The 20355-nt window shown below is 59.7% G+C and carries 22 protein-coding genes; 6 read left to right on the top strand and 16 right to left on the bottom strand.

Features of this window, described 5'->3' with window-relative positions; genetic code table 11:
* Positions 1–3: 3 nt before the first annotated feature.
* From trpB to ACCD05_RS18045, 6 genes are all read right to left on the bottom strand, one after another.
* Positions 4–1224 (bottom strand): tryptophan synthase subunit beta, encoded by a 1221-nt coding sequence (gene trpB, locus ACCD05_RS18070; RefSeq protein WP_413394385.1) that lies wholly within the window; start codon positions 1222–1224, stop codon positions 4–6.
* A gap of 2 nt (positions 1225–1226) precedes the next feature.
* Entirely contained in the window at positions 1227–1895 is a 669-nt protein-coding gene (locus tag ACCD05_RS18065) for a phosphoribosylanthranilate isomerase (RefSeq protein WP_413394383.1), read from the bottom strand.
* An 88-nt stretch (positions 1896–1983) separates the two neighbouring features.
* Complete coding sequence (locus ACCD05_RS18060; RefSeq protein ID WP_413394381.1) at positions 1984–2745, bottom strand: M48 family metallopeptidase; 762 nt, start codon at positions 2743–2745, stop codon at positions 1984–1986.
* Between the two features lie 88 nt (positions 2746–2833).
* Positions 2834–3268 (bottom strand): DUF2852 domain-containing protein, encoded by a 435-nt coding sequence (locus tag ACCD05_RS18055; protein ID WP_112942608.1) that lies wholly within the window; start codon positions 3266–3268, stop codon positions 2834–2836.
* A gap of 145 nt (positions 3269–3413) precedes the next feature.
* A complete protein-coding gene (locus ACCD05_RS18050) occupies positions 3414–4691 on the bottom strand; it encodes a polyhydroxyalkanoate depolymerase (protein ID WP_413394379.1) in 1278 nt (425 codons plus the stop codon).
* Between the two features lie 204 nt (positions 4692–4895).
* The gene (locus ACCD05_RS18045) at positions 4896–5738 is read right to left on the bottom strand and encodes a fumarylacetoacetate hydrolase family protein (protein ID WP_413394377.1); all 843 of its coding nucleotides are present in this window, start codon (positions 5736–5738) and stop codon (positions 4896–4898) included.
* A gap of 243 nt (positions 5739–5981) precedes the next feature.
* Here ACCD05_RS18045 and ACCD05_RS18040 point away from each other — a divergent pair, with 243 nt between their 5' ends.
* Positions 5982–6575, top strand: a complete 594-nt coding sequence (locus ACCD05_RS18040) for a nitroreductase family protein (protein ID WP_413394375.1) — start codon at positions 5982–5984, stop codon at positions 6573–6575.
* A 67-nt stretch (positions 6576–6642) separates the two neighbouring features.
* Here the strand turns inward: ACCD05_RS18040 and gyrB are convergent, their stop codons facing one another.
* The 5 genes from gyrB to ACCD05_RS18015 form a co-directional block, all read right to left on the bottom strand.
* The gene (gyrB, locus tag ACCD05_RS18035) at positions 6643–9078 is read right to left on the bottom strand and encodes a DNA topoisomerase (ATP-hydrolyzing) subunit B (RefSeq protein ID WP_413394373.1); all 2436 of its coding nucleotides are present in this window, start codon (positions 9076–9078) and stop codon (positions 6643–6645) included.
* Positions 9079–9211: 133 nt separating this feature from the next.
* Entirely contained in the window at positions 9212–9589 is a 378-nt protein-coding gene (locus ACCD05_RS18030) for a helix-turn-helix domain-containing protein (RefSeq protein ID WP_018901128.1), read from the bottom strand.
* Positions 9586–10164 (bottom strand): Smr/MutS family protein, encoded by a 579-nt coding sequence (locus ACCD05_RS18025; protein WP_413394371.1) that lies wholly within the window; start codon positions 10162–10164, stop codon positions 9586–9588. Before ACCD05_RS18025 ends, ACCD05_RS18030 begins: the two co-directional genes overlap by 4 nt.
* Positions 10164–11282, bottom strand: coding sequence for a murein transglycosylase A (locus ACCD05_RS18020; RefSeq protein WP_413394369.1), 1119 nt, complete (start codon positions 11280–11282; stop codon positions 10164–10166). The genes ACCD05_RS18025 and ACCD05_RS18020 overlap by 1 nt, the downstream gene beginning before the upstream one ends.
* On the bottom strand, positions 11275–11979 hold the full coding sequence (locus ACCD05_RS18015) for a Tim44/TimA family putative adaptor protein (RefSeq protein ID WP_413394367.1): 705 nt from the start codon (positions 11977–11979) through the stop codon (positions 11275–11277). Before ACCD05_RS18015 ends, ACCD05_RS18020 begins: the two co-directional genes overlap by 8 nt.
* 126 nt (positions 11980–12105) lie before the next feature.
* Between ACCD05_RS18015 and ACCD05_RS18010 the strand changes: the two genes are divergently transcribed.
* Together ACCD05_RS18010 and secB are read left to right on the top strand one after the other, a co-directional pair.
* Positions 12106–12603 (top strand): FxsA family protein, encoded by a 498-nt coding sequence (locus ACCD05_RS18010; protein WP_413394425.1) that lies wholly within the window; start codon positions 12106–12108, stop codon positions 12601–12603.
* 95 nt (positions 12604–12698) lie between these two features.
* Complete coding sequence (gene secB / locus ACCD05_RS18005) at positions 12699–13175, top strand: protein-export chaperone SecB (RefSeq protein WP_018901123.1); 477 nt, start codon at positions 12699–12701, stop codon at positions 13173–13175.
* Positions 13176–13223: 48 nt separating this feature from the next.
* On the opposite strand, the gene dnaQ is transcribed toward secB, so the two are convergent.
* From dnaQ to ACCD05_RS17980, 5 genes are read right to left on the bottom strand one after another with little or no spacing between them, the layout of a single operon-like run.
* On the bottom strand, positions 13224–13937 hold the full coding sequence (gene dnaQ / locus ACCD05_RS18000) for a DNA polymerase III subunit epsilon (protein ID WP_413394364.1): 714 nt from the start codon (positions 13935–13937) through the stop codon (positions 13224–13226).
* Positions 13930–14541 (bottom strand): dephospho-CoA kinase, encoded by a 612-nt coding sequence (coaE, locus tag ACCD05_RS17995; RefSeq protein ID WP_413394362.1) that lies wholly within the window; start codon positions 14539–14541, stop codon positions 13930–13932. Before coaE ends, dnaQ begins: the two co-directional genes overlap by 8 nt.
* Complete coding sequence (locus tag ACCD05_RS17990; protein WP_413394360.1) at positions 14541–15398, bottom strand: shikimate dehydrogenase; 858 nt, start codon at positions 15396–15398, stop codon at positions 14541–14543. Before ACCD05_RS17990 ends, coaE begins: the two co-directional genes overlap by 1 nt.
* A complete protein-coding gene (locus ACCD05_RS17985) occupies positions 15391–15990 on the bottom strand; it encodes a Maf-like protein (protein WP_413394358.1) in 600 nt (199 codons plus the stop codon). Before ACCD05_RS17985 ends, ACCD05_RS17990 begins: the two co-directional genes overlap by 8 nt.
* 34 nt (positions 15991–16024) lie before the next feature.
* A complete protein-coding gene (locus ACCD05_RS17980; protein ID WP_413394356.1) occupies positions 16025–16846 on the bottom strand; it encodes a pyruvate, water dikinase regulatory protein in 822 nt (273 codons plus the stop codon).
* Between the two features lie 402 nt (positions 16847–17248).
* On the opposite strand from ACCD05_RS17980, the gene hemE reads away from it, so the two are divergent.
* The 3 genes from hemE to rho all read left to right on the top strand — a co-directional run bounded on the left by hemE (position 17249) and on the right by rho (position 20282).
* A complete protein-coding gene (gene hemE / locus ACCD05_RS17975) occupies positions 17249–18283 on the top strand; it encodes a uroporphyrinogen decarboxylase (RefSeq protein WP_413394354.1) in 1035 nt (344 codons plus the stop codon).
* A 2-nt stretch (positions 18284–18285) separates the two neighbouring features.
* Positions 18286–18822 carry a protoporphyrinogen oxidase HemJ gene (gene hemJ / locus ACCD05_RS17970; RefSeq protein ID WP_018901116.1) on the top strand — a complete coding sequence of 179 codons (537 nt, stop codon included), beginning with the start codon at positions 18286–18288 and terminating at the stop codon, positions 18820–18822.
* 194 nt (positions 18823–19016) lie between these two features.
* A complete protein-coding gene (rho, locus tag ACCD05_RS17965) occupies positions 19017–20282 on the top strand; it encodes a transcription termination factor Rho (RefSeq protein ID WP_018901115.1) in 1266 nt (421 codons plus the stop codon).
* Positions 20283–20355 lie beyond the last annotated feature (73 nt).

Here is a 20355-nt window from a genome sequence, read left to right as displayed (position 1 = left end):
GACTTATGCACCCATTCCCAGAATCTTGCCGACGGTGAAGATGTCCTTGTCGCCGCGACCGGACAGGTTCATCAGGATGATCTCGTCCTTGCCCATCTTCGGCGCGCGCTTGATGACTTCAGCCAGCGCATGCGACGGCTCGAGCGCCGGGATGATGCCTTCAAGGCGCGTCAGCGTCTGGAAGGCTTCTAGCGCTTCGTGGTCCATGATCGGCACGTATTCGACGCGGCCGATATCGTTCAGATACGAGTGCTCGGGGCCGATGCCAGGATAATCGAGGCCGGCCGAAATCGAATGGCCTTCCTTGATCTGGCCGTCGCCATCCTGCAGCAAATAGGTGCGGTTGCCATGGAGAACGCCGGGCGAGCCCGCGGTGATCGAGGCGCAGTGCTCGTCGCCCTCAAGACCCTTGCCGCCGGCTTCGACGCCGACGATCTTGACGCTGGCGTCGTCCAGGAACGAATGAAAGATACCGATCGCGTTCGAGCCGCCACCGACGGCCGCGACGACGAGATCCGGCAGGCGGCCTTCGGCTTCGAGCATCTGCTCCTTGGCTTCGGCGCCGATCACGGCCTGGAAATCGCGGACCATCTCGGGATAGGGATGTGGGCCAGCGGCCGTGCCGATCAGGTAATAGGTGTCGTCGACATTGGTGACCCAGTCACGCAGCGCCTCGTTCATGGCGTCCTTGAGCGTGCCGTGGCCGGCGGTAACCGGCTTCACTTCGGCGCCCAGGAGCTTCATGCGGAACACGTTCGGCGCCTGGCGCTCGACATCGGTCGCGCCCATGTAGACAACGCAGGGAAGACCGAAACGGGCGGCAACGGTTGCCGAGGCAACGCCGTGCTGGCCGGCACCGGTTTCGGCGATGATGCGGGTCTTGCCCATGCGCTTGGCAAGCAGAATCTGGCCGATGCAGTTGTTGATCTTGTGCGAACCGGTGTGGTTCAGCTCTTCGCGCTTGAAATAGATCTTGGCGCCGCCGAGTTCGGCGGTCAGGCGCTCGGCGAAATAGAGCGGGCTCGGGCGGCCGATATAATGCGCGCCGAGATGCTTCAACTCCGCCTGGAATTCCGGGTCGGTCTTCGCCTTGTCCCACTCGTCCTGCAGTTCCAGGATCAGCGGCATCAGCGTTTCTGCGACGAAGCGGCCGCCGTAAATGCCGAAGCGGCCATCCTCATCGGGACCGGAACGGAATGAATTGGGTTTTGGGGTCTCGTTCACTATCAACTCCCTGAGGCCATTTCAGGCCGGCAAGCCTGCTCGACCGCATCGAAAAACTCATCAATCAGTGCGACGCTTTTCACGCCGGGCGCGCTTTCCAGGCCCGAGGACGCATCGAGCCCCGGCGCCTTGGTGATGGCAAGGGCTTCGGCGATGTTGTCCTTGTTCAGGCCACCGGAAAGCATGTAATCCACGGTGCCGTCAAGCCAGCTGAGCAGCGTCCAGTCGAACGACACGCCATTGCCGCCGGGCAATTCCGATCCCTTCGGCGGCTTCGCATCGAAGAGGAAACGATCGGCGATACCAATATAGGCCTCGACGCGCTTCAGGTCATCGGCGGTGCGGATCGAAAACGCCTTCATAACAGGCAGAGCGTACACGGCCTTTATGGTCAAAACGCGCTCGGGGCTTTCGTCGCCGTGAAGCTGAAGAATATCCGGCCTCAAGGTGACGACAATCTCGTCGAGATCATCATTGGTCGGATTGACCACGACGGCAACGATCTTGGCGCGGCCACGCACCCGGTCGGCCAGCTTGGCGGCATCGTCGGGCTCGATATAGCGCGGGCTCTTTTCAAAGAAGATGAAGCCGATATGGGTCGCGCCGCGCGTCACCGCGCGATCGATCGCTTCGGCCGTTTTCAGGCCGCAGATTTTGATATCCGGTTTCATGGCAGCGAAGTGACACGAAAAAGGCCGTGAGTCGAGCCAATTCCGAGTGCTGCGATATTTTGGACGGTGGTTTGTTGACGGGGGCTTGTCAGTCGAAGTCGATCGCATGCAGCAGGCTGCCGTGCCGCTTCAGCCAGGATTTCGCATCTTCCATGCCGGGGCAGAGCTTCTTGCACAGCGCCCAGAAATGGGGACCGTGGTTCATCTCCTTGAGATGCGCGACTTCGTGGGCGGCGAGATAATCGACGACAGCGGGTGGCGCCATGATGATGCGCCAGGAAAAGCTGAGGTTTCCCTCGGCCGAACAGGAGCCCCAGCGGCTGCGCGTGTCCTTCATCGAGATCGACTTGATCGGCGCCCGGATCAAATGTGCATGGAACTTTGCGAGCCGCTCGAGATCGGCGCGCGCTTCCTTCTTGAGAAACGTCGCGATACGGCGGCCGAGATGCTCCGGCATGCCGCTCACGCGCAGAACCGGCTTGCCATCGATGACGGTCGCTTCGGTCAGTCCACGCAGGCTGCCGGTATGCTGAATGCGGTGGGACACGCCGCGAAACAGGATCGTGCCGCCATCGTGAAGGCCTGTGTCGGTCGAGAATTTCGCGAGCTTGGTCATGAGCCAGCCCTGGTGCCGGTCGAGGAAGGCGTCGACGTCGCGTCGTGCCAAGCCGCTCGGGATCGTCATCTTCAAGGCGCGGCCACCGGGCTCGATGCGCAGCGTAATACGTGTTGCGCGCTCGTGCTGCTTGATCGTCAGCGGCATCAGCCGTCCCGCAACGTCGAGCGTGCGCGTCTCCGGCGGAGCCGGTTTGCGGACACTGCGTCGTGGCTTGGACAAGAGCGGGAACATCGGCATTTTCTATATGATTCGTCGCAATTCCGGTCAAAGAAAAACCGGCACCTGATGGTGCCGGCTGATGTTTTGATGTCGATCGCGGTTACGGCGCCTGGTATTCGGCAACCGGGCCGTTATCATCGCGCCTGGTGTTCTTGCGATCGCGCATGTAGCGGTCGAACTCGTCCTGGTCCTTGGCGCGGCGGAGCTCACGCACATAGGTTTCGAAGTCCTCGCGCATTTCATCGAGCTTGCGGCGTTCTTCCTCGAGCCTGTCGAGCTCGGCCTTGCGCCAATCGTCGAAGGCGACATTGCCCGTGGTGAAGTGCGGGCGATAGCGGCCATGCGAGCGTCGGCAGCCGGCGAAGAATCCATCGGCGGCACTATTGGCGTCGCGCTTGAAGCCGCGCAAACGCTCCCCGAAGATGATGTAGGCGAGCATGGCGAGACCCAGAGGCCAGAAAACCACGAAGCCGAGGATCATCAGGGCAATGGTAGCCGGAGTCCAATCCGGGCGAAGCAATGCTGACTGGTTCATCGTGCGGTATCCTCGCATTTTCGCGCCCGGCGAAATGCCGAACGCTGGAAATCGATGTGGTTACCGTTTGACACCGCTTCAAGACGATCTCCGCTCAAATCGGACAAGGCCTTGAAAGCACAACGCTAATTCAGATTATGCTAAATCAGGTTGATTTGCCGCCCTTGATCACGCGCTTGACTGCCGGTTTTCCGGCGCGGCCATGCTCGCGGACGAAGTTGATGATGCGCGGCGCGATCTCGCGGCGGAAGCGCGAGCCGTTGAAGACGCCGTAGTGACCGACATCCGGCTGCAGGTAGTGCATGCGCATGTGGTCGGGGATGTTGGTACAGATGGTCTGCGCGGCCTTGGTCTGGCCGACACCGGAGATGTCGTCGTTCTCGCCTTCGACAGTCAGAAGCGCCACGTTGCGGATCGCCGCGGGGTCGACCAGCTTGCCGCGATGTTCGAGTTCACCCTTCGGAAGCGCGTGCTTGATAAAGACTTGATCGACGGTCTGCAGGTAGAACTCGGCGGTCAGATCCATAACCGCGAGATATTCGTCGTAGAAGTCGCGATGCTTCTCGGCGGGCTCGCCATCGTTCTTCACCAGATGCATGAAGAACTCCTTGTGGGCGACCAGATGCCGGTCGAGGTTCATCGACATGAAGCCGGAGAGCTGCAGGAAGCCGGGATAGACCGGCCGCATGAAGCCCGGCTGCGGCCAGGGAACGTTCATGATCACGTTTTCGGCGAACCATTCCAGCGGCTTGTCCTTGGCCAGCTGGTTGACGGCGGTCGGATTGATGCGGGTGTCGATCGGGCCACCCATCAGCGTCATCGACGCCGGCGCCAGCGGATCGTTGGCCTCTTCCATGACGGCTGCGGCAGCGAGCACCGGCACGGAGGGCTGACAGACCGCGATCACGTGCGTGTCCGGCCCGAGGAAGTGCAGCATCTCGATGACGTAATCGACATAATCGTTGAAATCGAAGGTCCCGTCGGTCATCGGCACCATGCGGGCGTCGATCCAATCGGTGATGTAGACATCCGCGCTCGGCAGCAGCGCCTCGACCGTACCGCGCAGCAGCGTCGCGTAGTGCCCAGACATGGGGGCGACGATCAGGATGCGCGGGTCGGGAGCGTGGGCAGCCGGCAGGTTGCGCGAGAAATGCAGCAGATTGCAGAAGGGCCGTGCCCAGACGACCTCTTCCCTGACGGCGACCTTCTTGTCGCCGACAACAGTCTCAGGCAGATCGAAGGACGGTTTGCCGTAACGGCGCGTCGTGCGCTCGAACATTTCGAGTGCCGCGGCCATCGTCCGGCCCCAGGGGGTTTGGGACAGCGGATTGAGCGGGTTGGCATAGGCAAGCCGCATGATATCGGCCACGGCGCGGTAAGGCGCCATAGCGGCATGATTCATTTCATAAAGCTGGTAAAACATGAGATGCATCACCTTTCTTTCATCTGGAAGATGACGCCTGCTGAAAGGCATCGAACTCTTTCCAACGATGTGCTGGCATCTCAACGCACAGTAACAGGTTTTTGTTGCACAGCAACATGAGCGATCCGCACCGCAATAAAGAAATGCCGGGGATTCCCTCCCCGGCATAATGCTGCGCTCAAATGCTTAACACTCGTCAAACGCCTAGATATCGGCCTGAAATGTCTGCTTCTGTGTACCGAGACCTTCGATGCCGAGCTCAACAACGTCGCCTGCGCGCAGGAAACGCGGCGGCTTCATGCCCATGCCGACGCCAGGAGGGGTGCCGGTGGAAATGACATCGCCCGGATGCAACGACATGAACTGGCTGAGATAGGAAACGACGAAGGCGACGCCATAGACCATGGTCTTCGACGAACCGTTCTGCATGGTTTCGCCATTGACCTTCAGCCACATTCCAAGGTTCTGCGGATCGGCGATCTCGTCCTTGGTCACCAGCCATGGGCCAATCGGGCCGAAGGTGTCGCAGGACTTGCCCTTGGTCCACTGTCCGGCGCGCTCCGTCTGGAAGGCGCGCTCGGAGACGTCGTGCGAGACGCAGTAGCCCGCCACGTAATCGAGCGCGTCGGCTTCGCTGACATATTTCGCGGTCTTGCCGATGACGACGCCAAGCTCGACTTCCCAATCGGTCTTCTCGGAGCCGCGCGGGATGAGAACGTTGTCGTTCGGGCCGATGATGGCCGAAGTCGCCTTCATGAAGATGACGGGCTCGGGCGGCACAGCGGCGCCGGTCTCGGCGGCGTGGTCGGAGAAGTTGAGGCCGATGCAGATGAACTTGCCGGTGCCGGCGACGCAGGCGCCGATGCGACCAGGCTGAAGCTCGGGGAGGGTTTTCGGGTCGATCGCCGCCAGCTTGGCCAAGCCCTCAGGCGAGATCGACGCGCCCGCGATATCGGATACATGACCGGACAGATCCCTGATCTTGCCGTCCGCATCCAGCATTGCCGGCTTTTCCTGGCCGATCTCTCCAACGCGCATGAGCTTCATCGAATATCCTCCTCAGCGTGAGCCATGTTTCCATCACCTATGAACGAATTATTCACCGGTGTCATTACGGCTTTTCGTGCGAGCGGTACGCTCGTTCAAAAGTCCGGCGAAAATCCGGGCAAGGGGCCACTGTCTTTCCGGCGCGTGGTGCCCACATATCTTGACGGATACCTAACAGTGATCAGACTGCGTTTGCCGAGGAAGCAAAACCCCGGCACCGCGCCACCAACTGTCGGAAAGACCATGACAAAGAGCAACAGCCGCGAATCCCAATACCCGATCGAGCCGATCTTTCTCGACCGCTGGTCGCCCCGCGCCTTTACCGGTGAGATCATCGATGAAGCCGACCTGCTGACCGTGCTGGACGCCGCGCATTGGGCGCCCTCCTCCGCCAACCAGCAGCCATGGCGCTTCATCTACACGCTGAAGGGCTCCGACGACTGGGACAAATTCGTATCGCTGCTGGTCGAGTCCAATCAGGAATGGGCGAAGAATGCGTCCGCGCTGATCTTCGTCGTGTCGAAGGGTTTCAGCGGCGACTTTTCCGAGGGACGCAAGAGCTATACGCACTCCTTCGATGCCGGCACCGCCTGGGGCTATCTGGCGCTGCAGGCCAAGCTTTCCGGCTTCTATGCCCACGGTATGGGCGGCATCAAGCATGATGAGATCCGCGATACATTCGCCATCCCGGAAGGCTACCGCGTGGAGGCGGGCATTGCGTTCGGACGCCTTGCCGACAAAAGCGTGCTCTCGGAGCGCAACCAGGAGCGTGAATTCCCCAGCCAGCGCAAGCCGCTCGCCGAAGTCGCCTTCAAGGGTAAATTCGTAGCCGGATAATGGTGCAATAAAAATACGGCCCCGCGACTGGTGAGCCGCAGGGCCGTATTTTGATAAATGCTAGCGATCAGATGTCGAGATTGGCGACGTTGAGCGCGTTTTCCTGGATGAATTCGCGACGCGGCTCTACCTCATCACCCATGAGGCGGGCGAAGAGACCATCCGCATCCGTGGCGTCGCTGACGCGCACCTGCAGCAGCGAGCGGACGTTCGGATCGAGCGTTGTTTCCCAGAGCTGCTCAGCGTTCATTTCGCCAAGACCCTTGTATCGCTGCATGGTCAAGCCCTTGCGGCCGCTTGCGAAAACGGCTTCCAGAAGTTCGCGCGCACCTGACAGTTCGAGATTACCGTCGCGACGCGTCAGCTTCGGCGGCGTCTGGTAGATTTCCTTCAGGCGAGCCGACATCTGGTCGATCAGGCGTGCATCCTGCGAACCGATGAGCGCCATGTCGAGAACCACGACTTCCTTGACGCCGCGAACCATGCGCTCGAGACGCAGGCCACCTTCGCTCGTTAGGCCGCCTTCCCAGCCACGCTCGGTTTCCTCGGCGATGACGTCGAGGCGACGTGCCACTTCGGTCACCAGTTCCTGGGCACGGGCGCCATCGCTGATCGCTTCGGCGTTGAGCGCACCGGCAATGGCCGCCTGCTCGACGACAGCGCGATTGTAGCGTGAATGCAGATTATCGAGCAGCGCGCGCAGGCGCAGCGCATCGACGATGACTTCGCGCAGATCCTGTCCGACGCGGACTTCGCCGCTGCCGAGCGTCAGCGCAGCGTCATCGAGACCCTGGGCGATGAGATATTCCTCGAGCGCCTTTTCGTCCTTCAGATACTGGATCGACTTGCCGCGCGACACCTTATAGAGCGGCGGCTGGGCGATGTAGATGTGGCCGCGCTCGATCAGTTCCGGCATCTGGCGGAAGAAGAAGGTCAACAGCAGCGTTCTGATGTGGGCGCCGTCGACGTCAGCGTCCGTCATGATGATGATCTTATGGTAGCGCAGCTTGTCGGCGTTGAATTCGTCCTTGCCGATACCGGCGCCAAGCGCGGTGATCAGCGTGCCGATTTCCTGGCTCGACAGCATTTTGTCGAAGCGCGCGCGCTCGACGTTCAAGATCTTACCGCGCAGCGGCAGGATGGCCTGGTTTTCACGCGAGCGGCCCTGCTTGGCCGAACCGCCTGCGGAGTCACCCTCGACGAGGAAGACTTCGGACTTGGACGGATCGCGCTCGGAGCAATCGGCGAGCTTGCCGGGAAGCGAGGCGATATCGAGCGCACCCTTGCGGCGCGTCAGTTCGCGCGCCTTGCGGGCGGCTTCGCGCGCGGCGGCGGCTTCAACCACCTTGCCGACGAGGATCTTGGCGTCAGCCGGATGTTCTTCCAGCCAGGTGCTCAGCGCTTCGCTGACGAGATTTTCGACGACCGGGCGAACTTCTGATGAAACGAGCTTGTCCTTGGTCTGCGACGAGAACTTCGGATCCGGCACCTTGACCGAGAGAACAGCCGTCAGGCCTTCGCGGCAGTCGTCACCCGTCAGAGAAACCTTCTCCTTCTTGGTGATGCCCGAGGTGTCGGCATAAGAGGTGATCTGGCGGGTCAGCGCGGCGCGGAAGCCGGCCATATGGGTGCCGCCGTCACGCTGCGGGATGTTGTTGGTGAAGCAGAGCACGTTCTCATGGTAGCTATCGTTCCACCACATCGCGACTTCGACGGTGATCCCATCCTTGTCACCGCGAATGGCGACCGGGCGTTCGACCAGCGGCTTCTTGGCGCGGTCGAGGTAGGAGACGAAAGCTTCGAGGCCGCCATCATAAAGCAGCTCTTCCTGGCGCACGTCGGAATGGCGCTTGTCGGTCAGGAGGATGCGGACGCCGGAATTGAGGAAGGCAAGTTCGCGCAGGCGATGTTCGAGCGTGTTGAAATCGAACTCGATCATCGTGAAGGTTTCGGAGCTCGGCATGAAGCTGACTTCGGTGCCGGTCAGGCCCCCGGAATCACCGGTTTCCTTGAGCGGGGCATCCGACACGCCGTGCGTGAAGCTCATCTCATGGATCTTGCCCTGGCGGCGAATCTTCAGCTTGAGCCAAACCGACAGCGCGTTGACGACGGAAACGCCGACGCCGTGCAGACCGCCGGAGACCTTGTAGGAATTCTGGTCGAACTTACCGCCGGCATGCAGCTGGGTCATGATGACCTCGGCAGCCGAAATGCCTTCGCCGCTGTGAATGTCCGTCGGGATACCGCGGCCGTTGTCGGTCACGGTGACGGAGCCATCGGCATTGAGCGTTACAGTGACGATGTCGGCATGACCGGCCAGGGCTTCGTCGATGGCGTTGTCGACGACTTCGTAGACCATGTGATGCAGGCCGGAGCCGTCATCGGTATCACCGATATACATGCCGGGGCGCTTGCGCACGGCGTCAAGACCTTTCAGGACCTTGATCGAGTCTGCGCCATACTCGGTGCTAACGCCGTTTTCCGTCGCGGGTGTATCGGTCATATTGTCGAGAATTCCCTGTTGTCGATGCCGTGGTGACACGCGGGCGAATCACCGGCCTTAATCACGTTGAATATAGGGTTTTTGCATGAAGTTCCCAATGCCAGCGGCCGCCAAGAGCGCATAAAACAGGGGATTATGACCGTTTTCCGTCGGCGTTTTCAGCATTTTCGAGAACCTCCGACAGTTTTGCCAGGGTCGCCTCATCCAGATGGCGAATAGACCCTGCCAAACGGTTGGCGAAGGTGGTGTATTCGGCCGCCAAACCCGAGGTATCGATGACAATTCGCGGATCGGAAAAGCGCGCGATCAGGAAGAGATCGTCTGCCTCGTCCCAGATGATGTTGAAGTAGCCGGCGATGCGCTGCAGAAGATCGAACGTCGGGACGCCGCGCTTTCCATGCTCAAGCGCCGAGAGATAGGCGGGAGAGACGTTCAACGCCTCGGCCATCTGCTTCTGCGACACGCCCTTGCGCTCCCTGAGCTTGCGGATCGCTTCCCCGAACGGCGTCATAGCCGATCGCCCGCGCGACGAGACAAGCGGATGTAGAGCGCGCCTTCGCCGCCATGGTGCTGCGCCGCTGCCTCGTAAGACGAGATGAGATAGCGAAACTCGGGCTTGGAGAACCACATCGGCACGGCACGCTTCAACGCCCCATCGCTGCCAAGCGAACTGCCCTTGCCGGTGATCACGAGAACATGGCGCATACCGCGATCGTGAGCCCGCATCAGGAACTCGAGCAGCATGATGTGCGCTTCGCTTTGAACGAGGCCATGAAGATCGATGCGAGCCTCGAGCGCGAGGCGGCCCTTGGCGATCTTGCGTTTGACCGGACGCTCCAGTGGATGATGGATGCCACCCGCGGGCTTCGGCGCTGCTGCCTGTTCCTGCTGCCCGCCGGCGCCGGCGACCGATTTCGGTGCGGCAGCGGTTTTAAGGTTGGCGGCGTCCGCTTCCTTTTCGGCCTCCACCAGGAAGGCATCGAGCTCGTTCATCGCGCCTGTTTTGCCGGGCATGGGGCGCGTGCTGCGCGCGACCTTGCCCCAAAGGATGCGTTCATCGGAGCTGAGCTTGCGATCCTTCGCCATCACGCAAACCTCGCGGCGGCTTTGTTCGGGATCAGGATCGCGAAATCGGCGTCGTGGCGCACGGTGCCTGCGAGCTCGCCAGCCGCGTCGCCGGAACCGGTGAAGATATCGCCCCGCGCCGGGCCAACGATGGCCGAGCCGGTGTCGAGCGCCAGCATCAGGCGCTGGAACGGCTTTCCATTCTGCAGGTGCAGCAGGCTTTGCGACTGGATGTAGAAGGGAAAGCCGAAGGTGTGGATCAGGCGATCGACGGCAAGCGACCGTCCTGCGATGAGCGGCACCTTGGCGGCCGCGATGGGGCCGGCATGCTCGTTGTCGATCTCGACCTCGCGGAAGAAAATGTAGGACCGGTTGTGCGCGAGGATGTCATCGACACGGTCGGGGTTGATCGCCAGCCAATGCCGGATCGATTGCATCGAGATGTTCACCCGGTCGATCTCGCCGAGATCGATCAGCAGTTTGCCGATCGCCGAAAACGGATGGCCAGCCTTCGCCGCATAGGTGATCCGCCCCGTACGCCCATCGGGATAACGCAAGCGTGCGGCGCCCTGGACATGCACGAAGAAGACGTCGACCTTGGATTTTGCCCAGCAAATCTCCAGCCCCTGCCCTTCCAGCGCGCCTTTGTCGATGGCGGCGCGGTCGAGATAGGGCTCGATCGTTCCCTCACGCAGGCGGCCGAACATGTAGTACGGATCCATCGAGGCGGGACGGTTGTGGTCGTCGAGGTCGATCAGATCGTCGGGACGGCGGTAGAATGGGAAGCGGTATTCATCGTCGGGAATATCTGAGATGGCTATCTCTGGCTCGTAGAAGGCAGTGACGAAACCGGGTTGGCCGTCGGCTCGCCTGATCCTGAAGGGCCGACAGTGTGCTTCGAAGAAGGCGCGCGCCTCGCTCGCCGATGTCGGTCCGGCATCGCCCGCGGCCTGCAGCAGGTCCAGGAGATCGGCGCTGGTGAGGCCCAGCGATCCGGTGCGGTAAGGCTTGGTCTGTTCGATATGTTGACGACAGGCTTCCATAGCCTCGAAAAGGCTGGAGGGATCATCATCCCGCCAGCCTTCCAGATCGTCAAAGCCTATCGCCTCGAGGGCAAAGCCTCGTTCATCATCACTCATGTTCCGATTCGGTGGCCACGAGTTTCCAGTTCGGATCGCGCGAGCGGGTGTCGCGTGCGAATGTCCAGAGATCGTTGATCTCGGCAACGGTTTCCGCGTCACCGTCAACGAGGACATCGGCCTTGTCGTAGGTGGCGGAAATCATCTGGCTGATGATGCGCAAGGTGATCTGCGCTTCGCTGCCATTGACCTCGACATTCTTGATTTCGGCCTTGTCGATACCGACAAAAGTGGACTTAACCTTCTCGCCCTTGCTTTCGCGATCGGTGATCGCCGCATCGAAGCCTTCGTAGACTTCCTTGGACAGCAGATTCTTGAGCGTCTTGCGATCGCCATCGGCAAAGGCCATCACGATCATTTCATAAGCCATGCGGGCGCCGTTGACGAATTCCTTCGGGTTGAAGGTGGGATCCGCCTTGTTCATCTCCCGCAGCGATTCATTGAGCGGCGTGCCGGCTGGCGCGAAAGCGTCGATTGCCGCAAAGCGGTCTTCTTCCTCGCCTGCCGCATCGCGGCGCGGCAGGGTTACGACCTTTCCGGCATCCGGCGTCTCGGGGCCGGCGGCATCGCGCGGCGTGTAGAGATCGCGTGGCGGCTTCTCATTTCCCGTGCGCCGACCAAGGACGTTGCGCAGCTGCAAAAATATCAGCACCGCCGCCACGAGAAAAAACAAAGTGATGAAGTCGTTTGAACCCATATCCCGCCGCAATCTGTTAACATCTAGAATTTGTATACCCATATAGTCTGCATATACAGATGATTCAAATGGGTCCGGTACGTTGGGCCGATTTCAATGGAGACCGGTGAGAGCCGGAGAGAAATAATGCGCCTTACAATGCTGCCTGGTTTTCTGCTGCTCATGCCTTTGGCCGAGATCGCGGGCTTCGTGATTGTCGGCAAGGCGGTCGGTCTTTGGGCGACGCTCGGACTGGTCATGCTGAGTTTCGTGGCCGGCATGATGTTGTTGCGCCGGCAGGGTATCGGCATCCTGCAACGCATGTCGATGGAAGGACGTTCTGGCGCCGTGCCCGGCCGCGAGCTGTTGCGGCCGGCAATGTTCGTCATCGCCGCGCTGCTCCTGATCATTCCGGGCTTCATCAGCGATATCGTCGCGCTGCTCATCTTCATTCCGGCGGTACGTGATCTTGCGTGGAACTATGTGAGCCGCCGTTTCGTGGTGGTGGGTGGATCCGGACCCCGCACGTCAGCGCACTCCCCTTATCGGGATAACAATGCAACCGTCGTCGATCTGGATGCAGACGATTATCAGCGTGACCCGAACGGCAAGTCGCCCTGGTCCGGCAAAAGCCTAGGCGAATGAGGCCCTTGCTACAGAAGCGCCGGCTGGCCTAGGGTTGTAACGACATCGTCGAAATGATAGATGCGGCGAAATCCAATGCCCTCGAGGAAAAGCCAATGGACAGCGAAAACAGCAATAACGGCGCAACGAGCCCGAGCCTTACCATCCTAGCACAGTACACCAAGGACCTTTCCTTCGAGAATCCTGGTGCACCGCGTTCGCTGCAGGCCCGCGACAAGGCACCTGCCATCAACATCAATGTCAACGTCAACGCCAACCCGCTTTCCGACACGGACTTCGACGTCGTTCTCTCTTTGAACGCCGAAGCCAAGGAAGGCGACAAGACGGTATTCCACACGGAGCTCGTCTATGGTGGCGTTTTCCGGATCGCCGGCTTCCCGCAGGAACACATGCTGCCGGTTCTCTTCATCGAGTGCCCGCGCATGCTCTTCCCGTTCGCACGCCAGATCATTGCCGACGTGACCCGCAACGGTGGCTTCCCGCCGCTGATGATCGACCCGATCGATTTCTCGCAGATGTTTGCCCAGCGCGTTGCCGAAGAGCAGGCCCGCGCAAAGGTTCAGGCGAACTAATTGCTGATCAAATGATCACCGAGATGCCCGGGCCAGTGCCCGGGCATTTTAGTTTGGGCGATCGTATTTGGCCCAGATGCCCTTCTGGCCGAGCTTGGCAATCAGCGCATCATGCTGCTCGGCTTCGGTTTCGCTGAGGCGCGGTGTCAGCGGTCGCGGCCGCTCAAGCGCGACCAGGACAATATCATCATCGCTGTCGTTGCGTTCCGAGGCGCCGTTGTTTTGCGCGACACCGAGACCAAGTGCTGTCTGGCGGCCACCGATCATCTCGATATAGACTTCGGCAAGCAGTTCAGAGTCGAGCAAGGCGCCGTGCTTGGCGCGATGGGAGTTATCGATCCCGTAGCGACGGCAGAGCGCATCGAGCGAGTTCGGGCCCATCGGATTCTTGCGCCGGGCCATCGACAACGTATCGATCACATTTTCGGGAGAGATCGGCGGTAGCGAAAGCCGCGCCAACTCGGCATTGATAAAGCCCATGTCGAAGGTGGCGTTGTGGGCGATCCACTTGCCTTCGCCGAAGAAATCGAGAATCTCCTGCGCTACTGCCGCGAAAGGCTGCTTGTCCTTCAGGAACTCGTCGGTGATCCCGTGAACGGCGAGCGCGTCCGGATGGACCTTCTGGTCACCGGGATTGATGTAGATGTGCAGCGTCTTTCCGGTCGGAAAGTGATTGAAGAGTTCGATGCCGCCGATTTCGATGATGCGATCGGTGCGGTTATCAAGCCCGGTGGTTTCCGTATCGAAAATGATTTCACGCATTCGGGAAATCTCCGTTCGCTATCCGCTGTTTCAGGTCCGCGATGATGACACCGACCTGCTCCCTCGCCTGATCGATGCCGTGACCGGTATCGACCACGTAATCTGCGCGCCGGCGTTTTTCAGCATCCGGGGTCTGGCGCAAGAGAATCATATTGAATTTCTCTTCCGTCATGTTCGGACGCGCAAGTACCCGCTGGCGCTGAATCTGTGGATCACAGCTGACGACGACGATGACATCGACGCGATCGGCGCCGCCGCTCTCGAAAAGCAGCGGTATGTCGAGAAGCACCATCATTGTGCCCTGCCCGCGCTGCGCGTCGAGGAACATCGCCTCGCGCTCGCGGACAAGAGGATGGACGATCTGCTCCAGCTGCTTGAAGCCTTCTGGGCGCAACGCAAGCTGCCGGCCCAACTCCTGGCGATCGACCGTGCCGTTTTTCACCGAGCCTGGAAAAGCCGCATCAATGAGCGGTGCCGCGGCACCCGCATAGAGATCATGGACGACGGCGTCGGCATCATTGACCGGCAGGCCGGCATCGGCAAACAGCTTTGCCGTGGTCGATTTGCCCATCCCGATCGAGCCGGTCAGTCCGATTTTCAGCATCAATGCTTTTCCATATCCGCGATGATCAAGGCGCGAAGCGTCTCATCGACGACCGGGCGCTTGCCGAACCATTTCTCAAAACCGGGCACGGCCTGGTGCAGCAACATACCCAAACCATCAACCGTCGCGAAACCCTGTTCCTCAGCCTGCGCGAGAATGGGCGTCCTCAGCGGTACGTAGACTATGTCAGTAACAACGGCGTCGGACTGCAACGGAGAGAAATCGATATCGGGCGCGATCTCCCCTTCCATGCCGAGCGAGGTGGTGTTGATAAAGAGGCCAGCGCCTTTCATCACTTCGGACAGAGCCATCATCGGATGCGGATGCACGGCTGCTCCAAAGCGATCCGCGAGCTCGACCGCGCGTGCAACGGTACGGTTGACGAGGTGGATCTCCTTGATCCCGCGATCGCGAACAGCCTGGATGACGGCACGGCTGGCGCCGCCGGCGCCCAGAATGACCGCCGACCGCACCTTGTCCCAGCCGGGATGGCGTTCATCCAGATTTGCGGTGAAGCCGCGGCCGTCGGTGTTCGTGGCCTTCAGCTTGCCGTCCTCGAGCCAGAGCGTGTTCGAGGCACCGAGCTCGCGCGAGAGATCATCCGGCTCGTCAGCCAGTTTGAATGCCATTTCCTTGTGCGGGATCGTAACGTTGCCGCCGATAAAACTCGAGGTGCGCGATTTCAACGATTGGATGAAAGCTGGAAAATCGTCCGGCGCGACTTCATGGGTGCGGTAGCTTCCGTCGAGCGACAGCGATTTCAGCCAATATCCATGGATGATCGGCGAGCGCGAATGCTTGACAGGAAAGCCGGTGACGAAGGCGCGCGGGCCGATTGTTTCACGTGAATCATCCATCGATCGCACCCAATTCTCGCAGTTTTTCCAGAAGCGGCAGCATCGGCAGCCCCAAGATGGTGAAGTAGTCGCCATCGATTTTCGAGAAGAGCTGCAGTCCCTCCCCTTCCAGCTGATAGGCGCCGACGCTGCTCAAGGCGCGCTCGCCGACCCGCTTCAGGTGCCGTTCGATGAAATCATCGGTGAGCGGACGCATCGTCAGTTCAGCGCGCGAGACATGCTCCCAGATGATGTCGCCATTATAGGCGAGCGCGACCGCACTGTTCAGCCTGTGGGTTTGTGCGGACAGTGCGGCGAGATGGCCGGCCGCATCTTCTATGCTCTTCGGCTTATGAAACGTGCGCTGCCCCAGCGACATGGTTTGGTCGGAACCGATCACGATTGCGCCTTGTGAGCGATCACTCACCTCCCTGGCTTTGGCCTTGGCCAGGACCAGCGCGATCGCATCGGGCGTTGCGCCATCTCGTTCGAGCGGCGCTTCGATGGCGCGCTCATCGACCTTCGCGGGATGAGCCTCAAAGGACAAGCCGGCGTTTTCCATCAGCATGCGACGGAAGGGACTGGAGGAAGCGAGTATGAGTTTCGGTATCATCTGTGCTCTCGGCGCGTTTAGATAGGGGCAGCGCTTAGCGCAGCTTGGGACGCAGGGCAACGATTGCTGCCGCCGTCTCCTCGATAGAACGGCGGGTCACGTCGATGAGCGGCCAGTTGTGGCGGGCGCAGAGCGAGCGGGCGTATTTAAGCTCTTCCGATATCGCAGCGCGATCCGTGTAGTCGCCGCGATCGAAACCGGGCGTCGCGCCGAGGTCGCGATTTTCACGGACCTGGGAGATGCGATCGGTGGTGGCGATCAGGCAGACGATGAGTGGCTTGGTCGCTTCGAAGAGGCTTTCCGGCAGGGGAACGCCATAGACGATCGGAATGTTGGCGGTCTTGATGCCACGATTGGCGAGATAGATGCTGGTCGGCGTCTTCGACGTGCGGCTGATCCCGATGATGACGACGTCGGCGTCATTATAATCATCCGGCATCTGGCCGTCGTCGTGATCCATCGTGAAGTTCAGCGCTTCGATGCGCGCGAAGTATCCGGCGTTCATAACATGCTGGGCGCCGACCCGGCGGCGTGACGGTGCGCCAAGGTAGATCTGAAACGCATTAAGAACGGGCTCGAGCACATTGACCGAGGCGACGCCCATTTCGAGACAACGCTCGTCGATCAACGCGGCGAGTTCGCGATCCACGATCGTGTAGAGCACGATGCCCGGTTCACCATCGATCGCCTGCAGGACTGTCAGCAACTGCTTGCGATTGCGGATCAGCGGATAGACATGCTCGATCGGCTGCGCCGACTTGAATTGCGCCGATGCCGCGCGGCCGGCCGAAATCAGCGTTTCGCCCGTCGAGTCAGAAATGAGATGCAGATGGAAGAAGTTCGTACGGTTCTCCACGCTATTTTCCGCTGCCTGTTGAAAACACTGGATGACGGAGAGCTACGAGACGCGCCGGGGGTTAGGCAAGGGAAAACATGCCTGGTTTTCCACATTTCGGATTCTTTGGAGGCCAAGAAAGATGGCCTGTTGGTTTTGTGGAAAGTCTGCCGCTGTTCATCAGATAGCCACAGCTTGTCCACAGCTTGGCGAATTTCATCTAACCATATATCTCATTGAAATTGTATCGTATTTCGCACCAATCCTGTTTCTGACATCGAATTGCGCGATTTTCTTCCCGAGCAGCTCGCGAAACAGTGACAATTGGTATCGGACGTGGATGGATTTTAATCCTTGATAGTCACCGACTCTAAGAAATAGAAACCTTATAAATATCTTTGATTTTTTATAGGGAAGAAGCGCTTGAGTGAAATGCGCCGGAAGATCATGCGGGTTCTGGACGGGGAAACATTGAGCCCTCCCCCCATCTGGCTGATGAGGCAGGCAGGCCGATACCTGCCGGAGTATCGAGAGGTACGAGCCAAGGCCGGAAGCTTCCTCGATCTCTGTTACACCCCGGATCACGCAGTCGAGGTCACACTGCAGCCGATCCGGCGCTATGGCTTTGATGCTGCCATTCTCTTCTCCGACATTCTCGTCATTCCCGATGCGATGAAGCGCAATGTTCGTTTCACCGAAGGACATGGACCGGAGATGGATCCGATTGACGTCGATGGTATCTATGGTCTGGATGGCAGCCGCGTGCTGCAGCATCTGGAGCCAGTGCTGGAAACCGTTCGACGTCTTCGGAGTGATCTACCAACGGAAACCACTCTGCTCGGCTTCTGTGGCGCTCCCTGGACCGTTGCGACCTATATGATCGCCGGACATGGCACGCCCGATCAGGCCCCTGCCCGTCTGTTTGCCTATCGGCATCCGAAGGCTTTCGAAAAGCTGCTGATGCTGTTGGCGGATGTTTCGGCAGATTATCTCGTCGCGCAGATCGATGCCGGCGCCGATGCCGTGCAGATTTTCGATTCCTGGGCCGGCGTGCTCGGCGAGCGTGAGTTCGAAGCATTTGCCGTGAAACCCGTGGCGCGGATGATCGCCTCGATCAAAGCGCGGCGTCCGAATGCGAAGATCATCGCTTTCGCGAAGGGCGCCGGCTATCTGCTGAAGACCTATCGCCAGAAGACGAAGGCTGATGCGATCGGCCTTGATTGGTCTGTCCCGCTCGACTTCGCAGCCGAGCTGCAGAAGGATGGCCCAGTGCAGGGCAACCTTGATCCGATGCGGATGGTTGCGGGCGGGGCGGCACTTGAGGTGGGTATCGACGATATCCTGCAGCGATTGGGCAACGGTCCGCTGATCTTCAACCTTGGACACGGAATTACCCCACAGGCCGATCCTGACAATGTTCGGCTGCTCGTCGAACGTGTTCGCGGCACGAGGGTTTGACCATGGAACGCCAGATCGACGAGAGACCCGGTTCCTATGCGCGCCGTCGCGCCTTTATCGCCATTGCCTTCTTCGTGGCGCTGGCGGTCGGTCTCTTCGTCTGGAATCCCGATACGCTCTACCTCTGGATCAAGGCGCTTCACATCATCGCCGTGATCTCGTGGATGGCGGGGCTGTTCTACATGCCGCGATTGTTCATCTACCACACGGATGCCGAGCCCGGCTCCGTGCAGTCGGAAACCTTCAAGGTGATGGAACGTCGTCTGCTGAAGGTGATCATGAACCCGGCGATGATGCTGACCTGGATCTTCGGGCTGTATCTCTCTTGGTCGGTTTATGGTTTCCAGGGCGGATGGCTGCACGCAAAGATCGGGCTTGTCGTTCTCTTGACCGGCGTGCACGTGTTTTTCAGCCGTGCGGCAAAGGCATTCGAGCGTGACGAGAACCGGCGTTCGGCGCGCTACTGGCGCTTCATGAATGAGGCGCCGACCGTTTTGATGATCGCAATCGTCATCCTTGTCGTCGTCAAGCCATTTTGACGCAGCCGGCTGACGGGTTAAATTTGCTTCATTTTAAGCAGCCCCCTTGCGGCGGCGGAGCTGACTCGCTATTTTCCGTCCACCTCATCCTTGTGGCATGTATGTAAAGTTCGATCGTCTGCGGGTTCCTCGCAGGACCGGTTACTGTCTCGACATCGCCTTTCCCCTCAAAATTATAGAGTAATGGACACTTCATGTCTGAAATGAAGCTTCAGGAACTTAAGAGTAAATCCCCGACCGATCTTCTGGCATTTGCCGAATCGCTCGAGGTCGAGAATGCCAGCACGATGCGCAAGCAGGAGCTGATGTTCGCAATACTCAAGGTTCTTGCCAGCCAAGACGTCGAAATTATCGGCGAAGGCGTGGTCGAAGTTCTGCAGGACGGCTTCGGCTTCCTGCGTTCCGCCAACGCCAACTATCTCCCCGGCCCCGACGACATCTACATCTCCCCGTCCCAGATCCGCCGCTTCTCGCTGAAGACTGGCGATACGGTCGAAGGCCCAATCCGCGGACCGAAGGAAGGCGAGCGCTATTTCGCGCTGCTAAAGGTCAACACGATCAACTTCGACGATCCGGAGAAGATTCGTCACAAGGTTCACTTCGACAACCTGACGCCGCTCTATCCGAACGAGCGCTTCAAGATGGAACTCGAGATTCCGACCAACAAGGATCTCTCGTCGCGCGTGATCGATCTGGTCGCGCCGCTTGGTAAGGGTCAGCGCGGTCTGATCGTGGCGCCGCCGCGCACCGGTAAGACGGTTCTCCTGCAGAACATCGCGCACTCGATCACCGCCAATCACCCGGAATGCTATCTCATCGTTCTCCTCATCGACGAGCGTCCGGAAGAAGTGACGGACATGCAGCGATCGGTGAAGGGCGAAGTCGTTTCCTCGACCTTCGACGAGCCGGCAACCCGCCACGTGCAGGTCGCCGAGATGGTCATCGAGAAAGCGAAGCGCCTTGTCGAGCATGGCCGCGACGTCGTAATCCTTCTCGATTCGATCACGCGCCTCGGCCGCGCCTACAACACGGTTGTTCCCTCTTCCGGTAAGGTTCTGACTGGTGGTGTCGATGCCAACGCACTGCAGCGCCCGAAGCGCTTCTTCGGCGCGGCGCGTAACATCGAAGAAGGTGGTTCGCTGACCATTATCGCGACCGCGCTGATCGATACGGGTAGCCGTATGGACGAAGTCATCTTCGAAGAATTCAAGGGTACCGGCAACTCGGAAATCGTGCTCGACCGCAAGGTAGCCGACAAGCGCATCTTCCCGTCGATGGATATTCTCAAGTCCGGTACGCGTAAGGAAGACCTGCTTGTTCCACGCCAGGATCTGCAGAAGATCTTCGTTCTCCGCCGTATTCTCGCCCCGATGGGCACGACCGATGCGATCGAGTTCCTCATCGACAAGCTGAAGCAGACGAAGAGCAATTCGGATTTCTTCGAATCTATGAACACCTGATTTATCCTTAGCCGGATTCAATCAACCAAAGCCGGCCGCTATCTTGGCCGGCTTTTCTGTTTCTATATGCCTG

It is taken from the genome of Rhizobium sp. Rhizsp42 (genome assembly GCF_047304155.1).
In the GTDB taxonomy this organism is placed as follows: domain Bacteria; phylum Pseudomonadota; class Alphaproteobacteria; order Rhizobiales; family Rhizobiaceae; genus Rhizobium.
Note: the sequence above shows the minus strand (reverse complement) of the source record. Positions and strands in the feature narration are given on the sequence as shown.